Annotated in this window: 15 protein-coding genes; 6 read left to right on the top strand and 9 right to left on the bottom strand. The window is 41.9% G+C overall.

Annotated elements, in window-relative coordinates; translation table 11 throughout:
- Nucleotides 1-93: 93 nt before the first annotated feature.
- A complete protein-coding gene (locus DXB77_RS05510; protein ID WP_118662800.1) occupies nucleotides 94-1,704 on the top strand; it encodes an asparaginase in 1,611 nt (536 codons plus the stop codon).
- A 147-nt stretch (nucleotides 1,705-1,851) separates the two neighbouring features.
- Here the strand turns inward: DXB77_RS05510 and DXB77_RS05505 are convergent, their stop codons facing one another.
- A complete protein-coding gene (locus tag DXB77_RS05505) occupies nucleotides 1,852-2,247 on the bottom strand; it encodes a transcriptional repressor (protein WP_021943156.1) in 396 nt (131 codons plus the stop codon).
- A 243-nt stretch (nucleotides 2,248-2,490) separates the two neighbouring features.
- Between DXB77_RS05505 and DXB77_RS05500 the strand changes: the two genes are divergently transcribed.
- Genes DXB77_RS05500 through DXB77_RS05490 form a run of 3 tightly spaced genes read left to right on the top strand, consistent with a single transcriptional unit; the run spans nucleotide 2,491 to nucleotide 4,350 of the window.
- Nucleotides 2,491-2,847, top strand: a complete 357-nt coding sequence (locus DXB77_RS05500) for a GntR family transcriptional regulator (RefSeq protein ID WP_117785220.1) — start codon at nucleotides 2,491-2,493, stop codon at nucleotides 2,845-2,847.
- A 27-nt stretch (nucleotides 2,848-2,874) separates the two neighbouring features.
- Nucleotides 2,875-3,561, top strand: coding sequence for an ABC transporter ATP-binding protein (locus DXB77_RS05495; protein ID WP_118662799.1), 687 nt, complete (start codon nucleotides 2,875-2,877; stop codon nucleotides 3,559-3,561).
- Nucleotides 3,562-3,579: 18 nt separating this feature from the next.
- Nucleotides 3,580-4,350, top strand: a complete 771-nt coding sequence (locus DXB77_RS05490; RefSeq protein WP_118662798.1) for an ABC transporter permease — start codon at nucleotides 3,580-3,582, stop codon at nucleotides 4,348-4,350.
- A 229-nt stretch (nucleotides 4,351-4,579) separates the two neighbouring features.
- On the opposite strand, the gene DXB77_RS05485 is transcribed toward DXB77_RS05490, so the two are convergent.
- From DXB77_RS05485 to DXB77_RS05465, 5 genes are all read right to left on the bottom strand, one after another.
- Nucleotides 4,580-5,590 (bottom strand): alpha/beta fold hydrolase, encoded by a 1,011-nt coding sequence (locus DXB77_RS05485; protein ID WP_021943152.1) that lies wholly within the window; start codon nucleotides 5,588-5,590, stop codon nucleotides 4,580-4,582.
- A gap of 41 nt (nucleotides 5,591-5,631) precedes the next feature.
- Nucleotides 5,632-6,090: an Lrp/AsnC family transcriptional regulator gene (locus tag DXB77_RS05480; RefSeq protein WP_117785369.1), complete on the bottom strand. Its 459-nt coding sequence runs from the start codon at nucleotides 6,088-6,090 to the stop codon at nucleotides 5,632-5,634.
- A 245-nt stretch (nucleotides 6,091-6,335) separates the two neighbouring features.
- Nucleotides 6,336-7,592, bottom strand: a complete 1,257-nt coding sequence (locus DXB77_RS05475) for a Glu/Leu/Phe/Val dehydrogenase (protein ID WP_118662797.1) — start codon at nucleotides 7,590-7,592, stop codon at nucleotides 6,336-6,338.
- Between the two features lie 207 nt (nucleotides 7,593-7,799).
- Nucleotides 7,800-9,947 carry a superfamily I DNA and RNA helicase gene (locus tag DXB77_RS05470; protein WP_117785368.1) on the bottom strand — a complete coding sequence of 716 codons (2,148 nt, stop codon included), beginning with the start codon at nucleotides 9,945-9,947 and terminating at the stop codon, nucleotides 7,800-7,802.
- A gap of 45 nt (nucleotides 9,948-9,992) precedes the next feature.
- Nucleotides 9,993-12,608 carry a S8 family serine peptidase gene (locus DXB77_RS05465; protein WP_117785216.1) on the bottom strand — a complete coding sequence of 872 codons (2,616 nt, stop codon included), beginning with the start codon at nucleotides 12,606-12,608 and terminating at the stop codon, nucleotides 9,993-9,995.
- A 265-nt stretch (nucleotides 12,609-12,873) separates the two neighbouring features.
- Between DXB77_RS05465 and DXB77_RS13110 the strand changes: the two genes are divergently transcribed.
- Together DXB77_RS13110 and DXB77_RS05455 are read left to right on the top strand one after the other, a co-directional pair.
- Nucleotides 12,874-13,299: a hypothetical protein gene (locus DXB77_RS13110; protein WP_021943147.1), complete on the top strand. Its 426-nt coding sequence runs from the start codon at nucleotides 12,874-12,876 to the stop codon at nucleotides 13,297-13,299.
- 93 nt (nucleotides 13,300-13,392) lie between these two features.
- Nucleotides 13,393-13,818, top strand: coding sequence for a peptidylprolyl isomerase (locus DXB77_RS05455; RefSeq protein ID WP_021943146.1), 426 nt, complete (start codon nucleotides 13,393-13,395; stop codon nucleotides 13,816-13,818).
- A gap of 621 nt (nucleotides 13,819-14,439) precedes the next feature.
- On the opposite strand, the gene DXB77_RS05450 is transcribed toward DXB77_RS05455, so the two are convergent.
- From DXB77_RS05450 to DXB77_RS05440, 3 genes are all read right to left on the bottom strand, one after another.
- Complete coding sequence (locus tag DXB77_RS05450) at nucleotides 14,440-15,765, bottom strand: uracil-xanthine permease family protein (RefSeq protein ID WP_117823217.1); 1,326 nt, start codon at nucleotides 15,763-15,765, stop codon at nucleotides 14,440-14,442.
- A 245-nt stretch (nucleotides 15,766-16,010) separates the two neighbouring features.
- A complete protein-coding gene (locus DXB77_RS05445; protein WP_118662796.1) occupies nucleotides 16,011-18,266 on the bottom strand; it encodes an ABC transporter permease in 2,256 nt (751 codons plus the stop codon).
- A 34-nt stretch (nucleotides 18,267-18,300) separates the two neighbouring features.
- A complete protein-coding gene (locus DXB77_RS05440; RefSeq protein WP_118483500.1) occupies nucleotides 18,301-19,011 on the bottom strand; it encodes an ABC transporter ATP-binding protein in 711 nt (236 codons plus the stop codon).
- Between the last annotated feature and the right edge of the window lie 261 nt (nucleotides 19,012-19,272).

The following is a 19,272-nucleotide window of genomic DNA, read 5'->3' as shown; positions in this document are numbered from 1 at the left end:
TTTACCGATATACTTTCAGGCTGTTACACAGATTTTGACCTGTCATAATCCCACAAATACCTGAGTATACGAAGAAGAAAGGACAAAGAACTTATGGCTGAAATTTTAGTAAAAGAATACCGTGGCGATGTTGTTGAAAATGTACATTATGGATCTATTGCTATTGTTTCATCAACCGGCGAAACAATCGCTTATACCGGTGATATCGAGCGCCAGACTTATATGCGTTCCGCAAGCAAACCGATTCAGGTGCTTCCTACCCTGCTCGCAGGGCTTCATAAAAAATATAACCTGAACGAGGAAGAAGTAACGATCTGCAATTCCTCACACTGGGGCAGTAATCATCACATCTATGTACTTCAGAGCATCATGGAAAAAACGGACTTAAAAGAAGAAGATATGATCATGAATCCAACGATCTCCACATCTGCAACACCGCTTGCGGACAAGCTTGCACTTGGTTCCAAGCTGAATCCTGTAGAGGGCAAGAGCCGTTTGCAGCACTGCTGCTCCGGCAAACACTTAAGTCTTATGATGTTACAGCGTGAACTGACAGGAAAGGTAACCGGCTACCAGCTTCCGGACTCTCCTGTCCAGAAGCAGATCATTTCATTCTTATCCATGCTAAGCCAGACTCCGACTTACCGGATCAGTCTGGGAATCGACGGTTGCGGCGTTCCGGTATTTGCACTTCCAATGCGTAATATCGCACTTGCTTATGCAAAACTTGCAGATCCGTTCAACCTGCCGGATGATATACGGGAAGCGATCACCTATAACTTCGACTGTATTAACAAGAATCCGGAAAAGATCAACGATTACTTTACACCTTCCTACTATGTAAATAAGAACCCGGATCTTCTTATGAAGGATGGTTCCAGAGGTGTGATCTGTATGGCGATCCGAAGCCGGAAGCTCGGTATCGTGATCAAGCTCGAAGATGGCTGGAGCGACGAATATCAGGGAATCATTGTTGCCCGTATTTTGGAGCAGCTTCAGTATGATGATAAAGAACTGATCGAACAGCTTAAGAAAACGTATAACACAAAGATTTATAACGACTGCAAGGATGAGGTTGGACACGCCGAAGCAGATTTTGATATCCATATCGAGCAGTCCTATTTCGATGAATTATTCGGAAATGCAGAACCGGAAGAAGACGATTTGGATGAATCTGATGCAGGCACTGCAAACGAAAGCGCTGATTCCGAAGATTCCAATATTGATTCTTCAATCGAAGACGAAGACATGGAAGAACTTGAAGATGATGAAGATACCAACGAAACCGATAAATCGTCCGGTCAAAAGAACAGCTTTGAAAGTTCCGACTTTATAAGCACTCTTTTGAATATGCGCGGCAAAAAAGCCCGGTCAAATTCCGAGCATAAGCCTGTCACAGATCGTAATGGCATGGATGAACCGGAAGACATCGACGAGGATCCCGAAGCAGATGAGGATATGGAAGATGAGGAACAGCTCTCGACAGAAGAACGCGCCAGACGCCGTGCGATCCGTGACCGCAGATCCATTCTTGGTCAGAATGTTGTCCTGCCATCATCAAACCAGACTTTCATCCAGAATCCAATGACCGATCCGATGCGTCCTGTAAAATCTGCCAAGGTGATCTCCACCATCCAGAATAATGACGCCGAATTCGAAGTCTTTGACAAGAAAGACAATGAAGATAACAAAGAGCAGGAATAACACCATGCTTTATAACACTATCAGGATTTATATAAGATTGCATAAAATATAGCATACACATACAGCAACACCCATATGGTTGTTGCTGTATGTGTATGCTATATTGAAATCTTATATAAAACCTGAACAACCCATCAAAGCATGGTGTTATTCCTGCTCGTTCTGACATTCAGGGCAGATGCCGACATATTCAAGATTGTGGGATGAAATGATAAAGTCCTCATCCGCCAGTCTGCCCCGCTCATCGATCTCAGGATCATACGGCACATGGCTGTCGAAGATTCTTCCGCATTTAGTACAGATAATATGATAATGCGGAACCGGATTGCCGTCAAAATGTTCATTCTTATCAAATGAGAATACATTCATGATAATGCCGTCATCAACCGCATCCGCCAATACTCTGTATACAGTCGATGCACCTATATTATATCCCCTCTCCACAAGAATCTGATGAAGCTGCTGGGCAGTCGGATGACATTTTAATTCTTTTATAACCGAATATATAACCTGTTTTTGTTTTGTATTTCTTTTCTCTGCCATACCTGCTCACTCCAATGATTTATTCCGATCTTACTTTTGATAAGTCTATACTAACACATATTTTGTCAAGTTTGAATACCTTTTTAAGAATTATTCTCATTAATTTCAGCCTTTATCCGGCAATTCACCTGTAAATGGAAGTTTTTGCCGGCAAATTAATATTTATAAATTTATTTTTTATGCTTGACATCCCAAGTGTATTGGTGTACTATCCGACTAGTACAGTAGTTAGGAGGGAAGCATTTGGAATTTAAATCAAACCTGCCGATCTACCTTCAGGTCATCGATGATATAAAAAAGAAGATTATTACAGGTGCCCTGCCACTTGGTACCAAGCTCCCATCATCCAGAGAGCTTGCCATCCAATATGACATCAACCCAAACACCGCGGCCCGGGTTTATAACGAGATGGAATCTCTCGGACTGTCATATACGAAACGTGGAATTGGTACATTTGTAACAGAAGATCCTCAGGTAATTGATCGGCTGAAACAGGAACAGTTAAAGCAGATCCTTACAGTTCTGGATGAACAACTCACCGGCATGGGATATACGCCGGAAGAGATCATCCGATTATTGCAGGACTACTATTCCCTGTAAAAACAAGTATTGAAAGGAATGAATACTATGATTAAATGTGAACACTTAGTAAAAAAGTATATGAGTACGACCGCTGTTTCGGACCTGTCACTGGATATCATATCCGGTAACATTTATGCTCTACTCGGTCCGAACGGAAGCGGTAAATCCACCCTTATGAAAATGATCGCCGGGCTTTCAAAACCGTCCTCCGGTACGATCACAATGGATAACCGTCCATTGGATTACAGAGCAAAGGCGCATATCGCATATATGCCTACAGAAGCCTATTTCTTCGGTTATATGAACTGCATCGATGTCGGAAAATATTACCGTGATTTCTTCGCTGATTTTGATTATGACAAATACATGCGCCTGTTACAGGAAATGGATCTGGATCCAAAGCAAAAAGTGCGTGAGATGTCATCCGGTATGATGGCAAAGCTGAAGATTGTTGCAACGCTTTCAAGAAATGCGGAAGTTATTATGTTAGACGAACCGTTAAACGGCATCGATATCATTGCCCGCGAGAAGATCATTCATACAATCGTGTCTAATATCTCAGATGACACTGCCGTTATCATGTCAAGTCATCTAGTTGATGAACTGGAAAAGATCATTGATCATGCCATCTTCATCAAAAACGGAACCTGTGTATTACAGGGTAATGCAGAAGAACTTCGTATCGCACAGGGCAAATCCATTGTTGATATGTATAAAGAAATCTACGCATAAACTGGGAGGTATTGAATTATGTTAAAAATGTTAAAATATGAATTTCGCCGTGGAATCTTTCCACTTCTGATCGTAGGGATCGTCATAGCTGCCATTGAGCTTTACTTTCTCATTAGTACGTTAACCGAACATGCAGATCACTCTGTTATTGCTGTTTCCCTGCTTATTCTCGCGGCTTTCTGCTGTTACCTGTTTGTATTGATCTACGGCATAATCAGTTACAGTCAGGATCTGAAAAACAAATCGGGATATCTGGTCTTTATGGCTCCTATATCCAGCTATAAAGTAATCGGCGCCAAACTGTTATCTATCCTGCTGACAGGTGCAATAATCGTTGCTGTTATATTCGGATTACTGACCTTAGATCTCAGCCTGGCATACTCCACATATGACTCCATTGATACTTTTTATGATTTTCTAAGCAATATTCTTGAAATGGGGGGATATTCCCTGGGCGGCGTTATCTTAAGATTACTTGCATTTATCCTTGTATTTCTGATCCAGTTCTTTATGACGATCACACTTGCCTACCTTGCGGTATCGGTATGCTCCACCATTCTTCAGACAAAGAAGATTAAAGGTTTTATCAGTTTCGTACTGTTCATCGTCTTCTATGTGATCCTGTCTGTAATTGCTTCTAAGATTCCCCATCTGTCCAATCCCGGACCGGATGCGACATTTATGGAAGCCATGTATGCCATGATCCCACAGATCGCACTCTACTTCGTAGTAATGGTGGCAAGCTATATCGGAAGCTCCGTGCTCCTCGAAAAGAAGATCAGCTTGTAACACAAACGAACAGGCGGTAACTCTCAGCCGGAGCATTCTCAAACACGCATGACTACCTTCGTTTCAACTTCGATCCGATCTGCATACTGCGCCGGACACGATAAATTCGTTGTGTCCGGCGCAGTAGCACCGAATCGTTGAAACTCAGTCGTTCATGCTATGGTTTGAAAATGCCCCGGTTGAGGGTTACCACCTGTTCTGTTTTTATTACTAAAATGTGTTTCCGCCCCTACACCCCTATGGTGTGCAGGTCGATCCAGTTATAGATATCGTAATATGCCTGAATGTTGTTGATCTCGTTTATGACTTCGTGACGCGCATCCTTGTACAGGATGCATTTGACATCATCTGTGATATATCGGCTGTATTTGTTGTATAAGAGTTTCACATCCAGACCATAGTGACCGACCGGATCTTTGCTTCCTGATATGAACAATACCGGCATATTCTTTGGGACATTTGCCAGATTATCCTCATCCTGAATAAATTCCAGTGTTTTGAATAACGTCTTGTAGCCCTTTACCGTAAAAGTATAGTCATACATCGGATCTGCCATATATTTGTCAACCTGAACATAGTCTCTGCTCAGCCAGTCTTTCACGGTACGCTTCCGCTTCTCACCGTTCATGATCGTCATTCTGGGAATACCGAAAAGGTAAGTACCAAATGCAAGCACCTGCAACAATTTGCTTCTATGCTTCTCACCACGGAGCATACTCTCCACTCCGGCTACCGCCTCTCCGATCTTCAGCATACACTTTGGATGTCCGCCCGTTCCCATACAGATAAAACCATCTATGCTGGCATTTTTCTGCAGCTTTGCAGGGTACTTTGGATCTTTTGCATATTCGCACATATATCTTCTTGCAATAAATGATCCCATGCTGTGTCCCATAAGAAAATACGGAAGATCCGGATATGCCCGTTTTATGCATCTGGTCACACGATGCACATCTGCTGCCATCGTCTTACTTGCATCATAAGCATACATATAACCCATCTCGGATTTATTTCTGGCTGTCAGGCCATGCCCCAGATGATCATTTCCACATACCAGAATTCCTCTGGCAGCCATAAATCTTGCAAAATGATCATAACGCTCCATGTCCTCTATCATACCATGAGAGATCTGAAGCACCGCCTTGATCTCTCCTTGCGGAATCCAGACAATGACATGTAATTTATCTCTTCCGTTGGATGATGGAATATATGTCTCTTTTTTCTTTACGTTCTGTTTCATAAGCAACCTCCCATTGTTAGTATCCGCTTTCGAAAAAAAATTTATGTATTCGGCTCCTGATTTTCTTCCTTCCAGTAGATATTTCTGTGTTCTACAGAGGTCGAGAATGCGATCAAAGTCTTTGTTTTTCCAAATCTCTGCAATTCACCGATAAACAGATCCAATGCCATCGTTGTCTCAAAGATAACCTCGATCAGCATGGAATAGTCACCGGTCACACAATTGCATTCCACAACATTTTTGCAGTTCTTGATAAATGGATAAAAATCCTGTTTGTCGTTCGGCTCTACCTCTAAATTAATAAATGCTTTTGTATAATATCCCAGTGCGATCGGATTGATCTGTACCTGAAAGCCCTCGATCACCCCTGCTTCCTTTAACCGCTCTATTCTCGTAGATACTGCTGTTGATGACAGAAAAACACATTCCGCAATATCCTTTAAAGACATACGAGCATCCTTCTCCAACAGTTCCAGAATCTTCTGATCTACCTCATCCAGACAGTAAGCTGTCTCTTTTACTTCACGCATAGTTTTACTCTCCATTTTCTTATACATCTCATCTGCCAAATACCTTTATTTATATAGAAACTTTGGTATAGAAAAAGGACATCCTTCATCTGAGAAGGACATCCCTTTCATATTTCTGATATCAATGTACTTCTATCTATCCTGTCTGTATTTTACTACTAATAACAGGATAAATCCAGCACTAAAAATACCATGTAGTATTGCATCTGTATATTTTACGGGAATATACCCTTGATCTCTTCCGTATGGATCAATCGTTTTAAAGCAATGATATAGGCTGCCATCCGCAAAGTACAATGACTCTTTTTACTCTCCTCCACGATTTCTCCAAATGCTTTCGTCATGATCGTTTCAAGCATCTCATTTACCTGCGGTTTTTCCCATGTCATTTCCTGAATGTTCTGTACCCATTCAAAATAAGAAACAATAACACCGCCGCTGTTTGCAAAAATATCCGGCACAAGCCTGATTCCTCTTTCTGCAAGGATCGGATCTGCATCTGCTGCCGTCGGTCCATTTGCGCCCTCAACAATATAAGAACATTTTAATTTCTCCGCAACCTCTTTTGTAATCTGATTTTCAAGCGCTGCGGGAACCAGCACATCACAATCACAGGTAAGAATATCTGTATTCGAAATATGGGTAACACCATCTTCCTGATAGTCTGCAAGCAGACCACCGGCTTCTACATAAGCTGTTACCTTATCTGCATCCAATCCGGTCTCCTTATAGATTCCACCCGACACATCACTGATCGCTACAACAACCGCACCTCTATGTCCAAATATTCTGGCTGTATTGCCGCCAACATTACCGCATCCCTGAATTGCAACCTTAGTACCCTCTAACGCCTTGCCATCTTCTGCAAGAAGGAGCTTGGTGCTGATCACAACTCCACGTCCGGTTGCCGATGGTCTTCCCTTGGAACCGCCAAGCTCCAGCGGTTTTCCTGTCACAACTCCGGGACAAGGTTTTCCCTTTAACTGGCTGTATGTATCTAACACCCATGTCATGATCTGTGCATTTGTATTTACATCAGGAGCAGGTATATCGGTATCTGCTCCGATGATCGGCTCGATCGCATAGGTATATCTTCTCGTCAATGCACACAATTCCCGTCTGGAAAGTGTAGCCGGATCTACTTTGATACCACCTTTTGCTCCTCCAAATGGTATATTTGCCACTGCACATTTTAATGACATCCATGTTGCAAGTGCTTTGACTTCATTCAGCGATACGTCCTTGTGATAACGTATACCTCCTTTGAACGGTCCTCTGATATTTGAATGCTGGACTCTGTATCCTTCAAATACCTTAACACTTCCGTCATCCATCTCCACAGGAAGGTAAACCTTAGTCTCACGCTGTGGATTTTTAATGATCTCAAACATCCTCTTGTCAATTCCACCAATGTTCATGGCTTCTTCCATCACTGCTACCACATTCTCATATGGGTCGTACTGTCTGCTCATCTTCGTATCTCCTCGTTTAACAAATATTTTATTGTCACGAGTTATCCGGTGTTACCTGTAAGGGATAAACCTTTTGACAAGAGGCATTCTAGTCCTCCCACATTCATACGTCAATATCTCAAGTCGAATACCATCAAAAATGATATTTTCAAGTATTTTGTCTTAATAATGTATATTCATAGCAGTTCAAACTTGAAATAATCAAGTTTAATTTGTAACATTGATCACATATAACTGGTGCAGTGCTCTTGTACAAGAAATGTAAAATGCGTGCCGGCTGATCCGGTTTTCCATCACATCCTGTTCATTGATAACAAATACTGCATCGAATTCCATGCCCTTTGCAAGAAACTTCGGAAGAACGACCACACCGCCATTATAGACGGTCGACTGGTTCGTAAGATATGTCACCTGCTCATATTCTTCCAGTTCTTTGTACATGGCAAATGCACGTTCTTCATCATCACAGAGAATTGCCACATTATCAAAATCATCCAGTTCTCCATAATCAAGCTTCTCTGCGATAAATCCGGCAGCATCTTCTATACTCTCCGCCTGCTCTGTTACCGGCTCCATGCCATGGCGATTGAGTGGATGGGCTTCCGCCTCGTCTGACGCCCGGTCTGCTTCCAGGATTCTGTTACAGAATTCTGTGATCTCACAGGTTGAACGGTAGGCAGTATCCAGAGTCTTGATCCGGCAGCCGCCTGTTCCTCCATGCGGCACAAATACCGTCTGCAGTACATCCAGCACCGTTTCCTCCGGATTATAATAAAGCACCTGCAAACTGTCTCCCAGTATCGTCTTTTTACATTTAAAGATGCGATCCAATACTGCATACTGGAATATATTGTAATCCTGCATCTCATCGATCACGAGATGCTTGATATTGTCATAGGACTTGCATCCATAGAAATAAATCTGCAGATAAAAGACCGCCAGAATATCTTCATAGCATATCTTGCCATATTCATTCCGGTATTGTTCGATGCCCGGATGCTGTTCAGCCTGACTGTTAAGAAAGTCCTGATATAATTCGATCAGGTTGCGCTCCGCATACTGATAGATCATCTCTTTTGTGATCTGGTTCTCCATCTTCTGATGCTTCTCATCCGTAAATGCCTGATCCTGTTCATCCTCTACCCGGTCAGCTATAAAATATGCGATCTTCTCAAAACGTTCATAGACCGGATATCTGGAAAAACGATTATAGAACATCTTCTCAATCTGATCCTTTGTAAATTCTGTTTTCTCAAAATGGAAATCTTTAAACTTAATATTTGCCGTATACTCTTCCAGATATTTGTTAAATGCCTGATAGAACGCTATCGATGATTTCCATGCAATATTCTTCATCTCCGGACTTTCCATATCGGGATGTGTCGTGATCCGGTCTGCCTGTTCCAGCTTCGTCTCATAATCACAGTCCACAAACAGGATTTCCTCCATCAGAGAATCAAATTCCTTCTCCGGTACATTATCCTCGCCGACCTCCGGCAGTACACCGGCAATATAATCGCCAAAGATTCCATTTGGCGACAGGATCATAACATTGTCTGCCGACATCGTCTTACGATTGTTGAATAACAGCCACGCCAGTCTGTGCATCGCAACTACTGTCTTACCACTTCCTGCCCGTCCATCCACAATAAGATTATAAGCTGTCTTATTACGGATCAATGCATTCTGTTCTTTCTGGATCGTTGCAACTACGGATTTCATCTTCGTTCCGCTGTTCTTTCCCAGTGCATCAAGCAGGATCATATCATTGATCTTCTCATCGGTATCGACTGCATTATGCAGTCTTCCATTGCTGATATCAAATTGCTTCTTCTCTACGATCTTTCCAAAATATTCTTTATCGGGTGCCTGATAGGATGCCTCGCCCTTCTCATAATCATAATACATCGATGCGATCGGAGCACGCCAGTCATAGACCTTCTGATCCTGTTCTTCCATCGACCAGTAGCCGTTTGTTCCGATATAGACCGGAAGAACCTGTCCATCCTCCTGATACTCAAATGCAATCTTTCCAAAATACGGACTCTCGATCTGGTGCGCCAGTACATCTACCTGCTTTGCCGCATGTTCGATAAAAAATGTATCGTTATTTACATTGTTCATGTTCTGCAGGAATTCCTCATCGTCCATATCTCCGTGGCTGTCACGCATATATTTCTTCTGCGCTTTGATCGCCTGATTCCGGTAGTCGATGCTCTCCTGTGTGGTCTGAAGATCACACTGCAGCTCATTTTCTACTTCTTCAAAATATTCCTGTTCTTCTTCCGGCGTTGTCTCTCTATATGTTTCCTGAACCTGTTTCTTGTCCATTTCCTTTCCTTTCAAAACAGACATCATCCAAAATCAAATCCACCTGACTTCAAATGATGCCTGTACATTTTACTTCTTTATAATTGTGACTCTTTTTGCTGCACAGCTCTGCGCACTGCCGCTTACTGCCTTTACCGTATATACATAGCGATAACCGGATCTTGCCGTCTTATCTTTCCAGTAAAGATCCGTTGTTGTTCCAATCTGTTTCATGGAGCCTTTTTCTTCCTGTCTGTATATCTTATACTTCTTTGCTCCTTTGATCGATTTCCATTTTACTGCAACACCGTAGCTGCGTTCTTTTACCGATATTGCCGGTCTGGTCAGTCTCCGGGTTACTACTGCATCGCTGTAAGCACCAAAAGATGTGCCCTTTCTAGCCCGGATTCTATATGCATACCATGTGCCTGATTTTGCAGATGTATCTACATAAGTCAATGTGTCTCCGGAATTGATATCTCCGATTCTCTGCCATTTTCCTTTATATGTTCTGCGATAAATTCGATAGCCCTCTGCTCCCGGTACGCTGTCCCAGGTCAAAGACAAGCCACTCTTCTGGTTTGCTACCGTTTTCAGTTCTGCTGCTGCAAGCCGGATCGTATATGGACATTCGATCTTTCCGGTATAATTTCCGGTTCCGGTCACAACACAGGTTGCACTTCCTACCTTTTTGGCATTTCTATATGTTACCGTATAATCTTCTTTATTCAATCCAGCAACTGTCACGGACGGTTTACAGCTCTTACCTGCATACTGATATACTTTCTTTGACAGTGTTGCTGTAAGACCGGATATGTCCTTCGGTGTTACAGTCAGTGTATAACTTGCCAATGTCGTTTTATATGCTGCATCTGCTCCGACCGTTGCAGTGATCGTGCAGCTTCCTACACCCTTTATCGAAATATAGCCTTTTTCATCTGCTTCCGCAATTCTGGTATTAGATGACTGGTATGTCACTTTTCCCTCTGAATTGGTCGTAACTTTATACCGATATGCCTTGCTTCCATATTCTCTGGTAACTGTCTGCTTGGAAAATGCAGTCTGCGATTCCGGCTTTTCATTTCCATTTTCATCATAATCTGTATACTGAACCTTCAGACCCGACTGATCAAAATAATCATGAAGATTAACATAGCCCCAGCCATATTGTGGATCCCAGCCATAGGTTCCCTTATCAACGGCATATTTCTTAAGTACCTTCTTCACACCCTTGTAGTTGAGTGACGGCTGGATCATCTTCACATATGCCACCGCCGCTGTTATATGTGGCGTTGCCATAGAGGTACCGGACATCTTCTGATACTTGCCCTTCAGATATGTTGATACAACACTGGTTCCCGGTGCGCAGAAATCAACAGTATCTCCATAGTTGGAATAGCTGGCTGCAAAATTCTCATTGCTGTTCATCGCAGTTACAGTTATTACATTCCCTCTGTTTGCAGGGTAAGTTGTGCTGACATCCGTTGCATAATTACCGGCTGCACAGCAGACAACCGTTCCAGATGCCTCTGCCTTCTTTAATACATCCTTTAATAATGTAGAATATTTCCAGAATAATCCTGTCCATCCAAGGCTCATATTTACTACATCTGCCTTTTGGGATACCGCATATTGTAATGCGCTCCGGATTGCAAGATTTGACGATTTACCTGCATCATCAAAGGTTTTAAGGATCATCAGTTTTACATTTTCCGGTGTATTATCTGCAATGATACCGGCTACATGGGTTCCGTGTCCATTTCCATCCGTATATGCCTTGTTTTTGCTTACTTTATCTTTTCCCTGAAAACAATAACTATGCTTGGTATCTATTCTGCCCTTAAAAATCTTATTCGTTGCATCCAAACCTGTATCAATAATGGCAACTGTCACTTCCTGATCGATCACATAATAATCATATTCTGCTTTCAGATAGCCAAATCCCATCACGCTGCCGCCCCAGGACATGGAATTATGGTCTTCAATGTCCGGAACATCTGCAAGAATATCACTGTCTACCACCTGATCGATAAAACAATGATCCGTACCATAAGCATCCGCTAACTCATAATAAGCATATTCCGTATCCGCAGTTGTATCAAACTGCAGCACATATTCATTATAATCTCCATAATGAAGGATCTCGGATGCACCATAGCTGTCTGTAAGCTGTGCTCCATCCGTCAATACCATCAGACGCTTTAACTGATATTTGTCATTGGAGTCTGTACTTCCATCGGATCCTGGTTCTGTTGTTTCTGTATCCGGTACTGTGTAGTTCTGATCCCAGTTATCATTGATCAGTTCTACCACATCAGAAGCATCTTTCGCTTCCTTCACCGGAACCCCGGCAATATATTCTACCGGATCCCGATTCTCCGCACTCTCATCCTGTATATCCTGATCACAGATCTCCATCGCTTCGTCCGTCTGCTCTGTCGTATCACTCAGCCCGGCAACCGTATAATCTTTCCCATTGATCTGTACTGTATGATCCTGCTGTTCTTTCGAAGCAAGCTCACTCATATCATATGTATGAATCGTTGTATCTGTCTGTCCTGTACTGGTTCTATTGGCATCGTGCAGGCTGTCCCAGGAAAAAAACGTGCTCGCTAATATAGCCGCCATCCCTATGCAGATGCCGGCTTTTTTATAATTCTTCTTTTTCCTATAAAACAGCTTTTCTCGTTTCTGTCTATTGTTCATTTCTTTTCTCTTTTCATCATATCACTTATATTTAAATCCAATTTCCCTTTTTATTTTAAACCATCTTGCTGATAACTTCTATAGTTAATTTTCAGGTTCTGCTAATATATTTACCGCAAATATATTTATGTGTCTTTTTTTGTACATCGTTTTTTGTATTCTCTATATAACAAAAACCTGTATACATTAACCACAATTCCGTTTTTCTTAGTTTTCTCTATAGACAAACGGTAGGTTGACCACATTTTCGATCGGAGGGATTCATATGTCACATTCAAATTCTAATTCGGGAGGATGCCTCCCAGGCATCATTATTTTTCTTATTATCTGTTACATCATCGGTGCTGTCAGTGACAGCGGAAAGCATACCTGCTATTATATCGGATGCGACCGGGAAGTGGATAAAAACGAAACCTACTGCTGGTACCACAAAGATTACGGTCACCGTAAATCCTATAATGTTACAACGCAGGCAACGACTGAATCCAATTATCATAAACAGTCCTCTTCTTCATCCCGTTATTCTACGGCAACTGAAGCTGCTCATTCTCAGGATGTTTACGACTCCTACGATGATGGATATGATGACGTATATGACAATATGGGAGATTACGATGAAGATCGATATGATGAAGATGACGATTATCGGGACGGTGTAGACGATGCCATTGATGAATTTGGTTACTACTAAGATCTTCAGGATATCGTTTTCATGAACATTTTATAGTCATTCCTCTGATTTCATGTTAGAATAAGACATTCAATGAAATCGGAGGAATTTTTTATGAGTAACGAAGGCAAGAAATGTACGGTTCACTATACAGGAACATTTAACGATGGAACAAAATTTGATTCATCTTATGACCGTGGTGAACCGATCGACTTTGTATGCGGTGCGGGCATGATGATCAAGGGATTTGACGAAGCTGTTAAGGGCATGGCGATCGGTGATATCATCGATGTACACCTTATGCCGGAAGAAGCATACGGCATGCCGGATCCCGACAATATCTTAACTGTTGAGATCAACCAGCTTCCCGGTGCTGAGGATCTGGAAATTGACCAGAAGGTATTCCTGTCAAATCCAGCCGGACAGTCTTTCCCTGTTAAGGTAACCGCCAAGGATGATACTACGATCACCTTTGACGCAAACCATGAGATGGCAGGCAAAGAACTGAACTTCAAGATTGAACTTCTGGATGTAGAATAAACAGGAAAAAATTATGTACACCTGATATAAAATCTCCCAGACGTTCCGGATATGATATACTACGAATTTCTACTCGTCACACGCATCTATTCGCTCATGCTCCTGTGCCAACTCGCCTTTCAGGCTCAAACAGGCACCCGCATTCGCTGATAGCGTGTTTCTCGCAACAAAATTCTCGTATCTATCATATCCGGAACGTCTGGGAGATTTTTTATACCAAGTGTACATAATTTTCTTTATACCTTCTTATTTAAAATACAATTTTTCATGTTATTAATAGGCACTCTTTATTTCTTAATCATACAATTCAAGCATCAATGCTTCATCTTACATTTATTTGCCGAAATACACGACATGGATTTCCCACAGCTACACAATTAGCAGGTATGTCAATCTACACAAGGCAACAACAAACATATAAAAAGCCGTTACACTAAGACCTCAAGTGAGGATTTCGTTATGGAATGCATATACTAGCAAATGTGGGTGCCTGTCTGAGCCCAAAGGGCGAGTTGGCACAGGAACATTTGCAAATCAGGTATATGCAGTTCATCGAAACCGCAGCGTGTCTTAGTGTAACGGCTTTATTTATATGTTTGTTTCAGTCTTGTGTAGTTGTAATTACTCGTCGAATTCGTAGTCTTTGCCCGGAAGGATTGCGTTTAAAGCAATTCCAAGGATAGCTGCGATAGCAAGTGATGTTAATGTGATAGATGTTCCTGCAACTGTGAAGGTAATACCATTACCGAATCCAAGTCCGCTGACAAGGATAACAGCAGCAACGATCAGGTTACGCGACTTTGTGAAATCCACCTTGTTCTCAACAACATTACGAACACCAATTGCTGAGATCATTCCGTACAGCATGAAGCTGACACCACCAATGATCGATGCAGGAAGTGAACCGATACACTCAGCAACCTTTGGTGAAAAGCTGAGAAGGATCGCATATACAGCAGCCAGACGTACGACTCTTGGATCGTATACACGGCTAAGCTCAAGAACACCGGTATTCTCACCGTATGTTGTATTTGCAGGGCCGCCGAATGCAGCAGCAAATGCTGTAGCAAGGCCATCACCGATCAGAGTTCTGTGAAGTCCCGGATCTTTGATGAAATTATTACCTGTTGTAGCTGAGATTGCTGAGATATCTCCGATATGCTCCATCATAGTTGCAAGAGCGATAGGTGCCATTACAAGGATGGAAGTAATATTGAATTTACAAAGCTGGAATGGAGGAAGATCCACCCATCCGGCATCCTTTACTGCCTTAAATGTGAAGATCGCAGATCCGTCCGGATTGTGAACACCACATTTGAAAAGAATAAATGCAACTACATATGAGATCACAACACCCATAAGAATCGGAATGATCTTGAACATTCCTTTGCCCCAGATATTAAAGATTACAATAACCGCAAATGCGATAATTGCAAGAATCCAGTTTGTTTTTGCATTATTTACGGCTGATGGCGCAAGACTCAGGCCGATACAGATAATGATCGGACCGGTAACAACAGGTGGGAGGAAACGCATAACACGTTTTACGCCAACCAGTTTTACAACCAGCGCAAGAACCAGATACAACGCACCTGCTACTACGATACCGCCACATGCATAAGGTAATTTCTCACCCATAGACATATCTTTGAAGATTCCGGTATCAAGATTTGCGACTGTATTAAAGCCTCCTAAGAAAGCAAATGAGGAACCCAAAAATGCAGGCACCTTTAATTTTGTACATAAATGGAAGAATAATGTTCCGATTCCGGCACAGATCAGTGTAACCTGAATGGATAAGCCCTCTCCATTAAAATAAGTATTTACCAGAATCGGTACTAAAATAGTTGCACCAAACATGGCAAACATGTGCTGCAAACCTAACAGCAACATTTTCGGAACACCCAGTTCCCTTGCATCATAAATCGCTTCTTTTTTCTGATTCATAATAATCTCCCTTCTTCTATTGTACCTGTTTTACTGTGATCCTATCGATTGAAATGCACGCCTTCTTTCGACAAAACCTCCAGCACACCATCTTTACGATGATAACATAAGAAGGGAGATTTGTGAACTGCAAATCTCCCTGTTTTTTATAAATTTGTTATATTTGTAAAAACTTTCGATATTAAAAGTTTTTAGGTCGTTTTTTATTTCAGATCATTCAATTTTGAACATTATGGCCAAATGACTTATTCAACATTTTTCAGCGCCTCATCCATCGGGATCCGTTTGATCCTTCTTACCTGAAAAACAGCGATGATTCCATAGGCTGCCATCGACAGGATAAAGATCGCAGGATAAATGTACGGAGCAATGTACATTGTCAGCCATCCGCTCAATGCCTCCCGCATCATCGCATAATAGATTCCCACGATCGCAACCTGGGAAATGACGATTCCAAGAACGACACTGACCGCCATCATTAAGGTCGTCGCTGACAGATATAACTTATTGATCTCCTTATTCTCATAGCCCAGTATCTTAACCATGGAGATAGATACTGTATTTTTCTCAATGATCAGCTTCGTAAGAAGGTAAACCATCAGCATGAATAAGATCAATGCAAACGCCTCAAACAGATAGAACATTTCCCCCATGGAACGGTCAAGCTGTCTGGATACCTTTGTCAGGTCATCCTCTGTTATGATTGAGGCGATCAGCTTCTCATCAATGTCCGTCAGCTTCTCATCTGAGAAATATCCGGAGAAATATCCATCCTCTACATCGAACATCTCACGATAGGTCTCTTCGTTCATAAATACTGCCAGTGCCGCCGGATAAGTGCATACTCCGGATACCTTGATCTCATAAGAATCAGAAGTATATTCCTCCTCTAACTTGATCGTATCTCCATCCTCCAGCTTATATTTCTCACTCAGGCCATCAGAGATCAGGATTTCTCCATCCTTAAGACGTTCCTTGTAATATTTGCTGTCTGCCTTGATTCCGTAGACCATAATCTCCTCATCTCTAATATCTGTCTTATATAGCAGGGATTTCACCAGATATTTCTCAGCATCCGGATTCTCGGTTTCTACCGGCATCTTCAGAACATACTGATAATCTGTGATCATATTATCTACGATATCATCCTGATAATGCTTCAGCAGCGGTGACATCATCATTCCAAATAACAGCATGATAATGGCAAATACAACACCGACAAACAGCACAACATAGCTTGAAAAATTCTGTATGATGACACGGAGCCGGAATCTGGTAAAGAACCGGAAATGCGGAAGTTTTATCGCTTTCTTTCTTCTTGAACGTGACAGATCACGCCGCAGAAATCTGAGCGGTGACATTTTCAGCTTGGAATTGATCATCCAGGCTGTTATCACAAGCATCAGCAGAATCGGAATGACCGTTGTCTTGATAAATGCATCTGCATTCCATCTGGTTACATAGGTTGTCAGGCTGTAGCTTCCATAATACATATCGGCTGCAACATCTTTAAATACCGTATAACCAAGGATATTTCCGATCAGGGCTGCAACTAAGGTCACAATGATAGGCAGCGAGATATAATGCCGCAGCATTTCTCCTCTTGTATAACCGGAAGCACGCAGCGTTCCGATCGTTCCTGCCTCTTTTACGATCGTATTGTTGATCGTGATCGCAAATATAAATCCCATGATGACAATCAGAATGTACAGCATTGTCTCTACCATAACGGTATCACTGCCCATGTCATCCCCGGTAAAATTAATGGCCTGATTTGCATATCTCGGCACAAATGTCTCCAATTCTCCATACTGGCTGATCACCTTTGCCAGATCATCTGAGACCTCTTTCTCCTCTTTCTTATCCTTCGGCTCCTCATCATATGTCCATGCATATGACATATGCATGAAATCCAGATCAAAGGAATTAAATCGTTCATCTGTTACGACTGCAACACCAAACAGTACAGAATCAAACATCATATCTGAATTACTCTGAAATAATGCACTGTAGTCTGACAATGCCACATAACCGGATACCTTGTAGTCGATTCCATCAACGGAGATCGTATCTCCTACATTGATCTCATTGTTCACGGCATACATACGGTCAATCGCGATCTCATCTGCATCTGCCGGCATCTCACCCTTCATCAGACAGACCTTGTCAACCTCTGTACGGTTTTTGAAGATACGAAGTGTGCTTTCTTTTCCATCCTTTTCAACCGTCTGTTCATAGAAATAATTTTCATACAGCTTTACGCCTTCTGCTTCGATCGCCTGAATGGCTTCCTTTGATGCCGCTTCCTTATATTCAAAATTTCCATTTTCGATATGATACTTCTCAAAGCTCTCATCATATGTAGCAACCATGCTCTCTCCGGCTACCAGAAATCCGGAAACAAAGCCGATACTAAAAACCATAAACAGGAAAATAACCAAATATTTTCCCAAATCTGCGGCCAGCTCCTTTGGCAGCCGCTTCCATAATGGATTTTTCATATTATATGTTCTCCTTTTCTCTGTCTTCCCACAGTTACCAGTCAAGATCCATAGCAGAAATCTTCACATCATTTACAACATTTTTACGGATCATTCCATCACGCAGCTTGATCACACGGTCTGCCATATTCTTGATTGCATCATTATGTGTAACCATGATAACAGTATTTCCATATTTCTGATTTACATCCTCGATCAGCTTCAGGATCTCCTTTGATGTCTTATAATCAAGTGCACCTGTTGGCTCATCACAGAGCAGGATATCCGGATTCTTGACGATTGCTCTTCCGATCGAGGTTCTCTGCTGCTGTCCGCCGGACAACTGATTCGGAAGCTTATGTCTGTGCTCATATAAACCAAGCGTCTTTAAGATATCATCGACATCGAGCGGTGAATCACTTAAATATGCACCAACCTCTACATTTTCCTTTACGTTCAGATTCGGGATCAGATTATACATCTGGAATACATAGCCAAGATGCTTTCTTCTGTACTGTGTCAGTGTCTTCTCATCCATATCAACTGTTTTTTCCCCATTGATCATGATATAGCCGCTATCTGCACTGTCGATTCCACCAATGATATTCAATAATGTAGATTTACCCGAACCGGATGGTCCAAGCAGGACGCAGATCTCACCCTTTGCTACCGTAAAATCCAGTCCTCTTAATACCTCTGTCCGGTTCTCCCCTGATCCGAAGCTCTTTTTCAGACCACTGATCTGTAAAAAATTCTGATTTTCCATTTTGTCTCCTCCATTCTCCAGTACTTTCTATCACACTGGTATATCTTTTTATGATTAACGTTTATCGCTTTGAACATTTGAATATGTGTTCATATGATTAATAGCACAAAACAACTGTATTGTCAATGGTTCTGTTGCAAATTTCAAATTTTTGTTAGTTTTAACTAACATTGTACTATTATACATCTATTCCCGGCACAGAACATGTAAAAAGCACATGCTTATTGATATATTTTTATCATTAAGCATGTGCTTTTACTG

It is taken from the genome of Clostridium sp. OM05-9, from assembly GCF_003481465.1.
Lineage (GTDB): Bacteria > Bacillota > Clostridia > Lachnospirales > Lachnospiraceae > Coprococcus > Coprococcus ammoniilyticus.
The sequence above is the reverse complement of the archived record's forward strand: the minus strand, read 5'-3'. Positions and strand labels throughout refer to the sequence as shown.